Genomic DNA, 723 nt, shown 5'->3' on the forward strand with positions numbered 1-723 from the left:
CTCATGTTCCCGCGGCTTGCCCGCAATTTCGCCAAGAACGGTTACTACCCGACCGACGAACCCACGCTCGAAAGAGCCCTCAACGCACTGATGCCCAGCGACGGGCCGATGTGCATCCTCGATCCCTGCGCCGGCGAAGGCGTGGCGATCGCCGAAGCCGCCCATGCCCTCGGGCGCGAGCAGGCCAAGGCGTTCGCCGTCGAGTTCGACCCGGAGCGGGCACGTCATGCCCGCGGCCTGGTCGATCACTGCCTGCACGCGGACCTGATGGACACGATGGTCTCCAAGCAATCCTTCGGGTTGCTCTGGCTCAACCCGCCGTATGGCGACCTGTCCAAGGACGTCAACGGCAACATCGGCTACCAAGGCCAGGGCCGTGCCCGCCTCGAAAAGCTGTTCTATCAGCGTTCGCTGTCGCTGTTGCAGTACGGCGGCGTGCTGGTCTTCATCGTCCCCGGCTACGTGCTCGACGCGGAGTTGGTCGGTTGGCTGACACGCCACTACACGGACCTGCGCATCTACCGAGCGGTGGAAACGCAATTCAAGCAGGTGGTGATCTTCGGCCGAAGGGTGCGACAGCGTGAACAGGCTCCCGATGGCGTCAAGGCCGTGCGCAATCTGCTGCTGCAGGTTGGGCTTGGCGAAGTCGAAGCCGAGGAGCTGCCGAGCGATTGGCCGTTCCTGCCGTACATCGTCCCCGCCAGTCCGGCCGAGCCGGAGCAT

General features: G+C 64.9%; 1 protein-coding gene. It reads left to right on the forward strand.

Features of this window, described 5'->3' with window-relative positions; genetic code table 11:
• On the forward strand, window positions 1-723 hold a 723-nt coding region (locus tag EKA13_RS27455), incomplete at both ends, for a DUF6094 domain-containing protein (protein ID WP_245704445.1).

It is taken from the genome of Pseudomonas defluvii, assembly GCF_001695625.1.
GTDB classification, from domain to species: domain Bacteria; phylum Pseudomonadota; class Gammaproteobacteria; order Pseudomonadales; family Pseudomonadaceae; genus Aquipseudomonas; species Aquipseudomonas defluvii.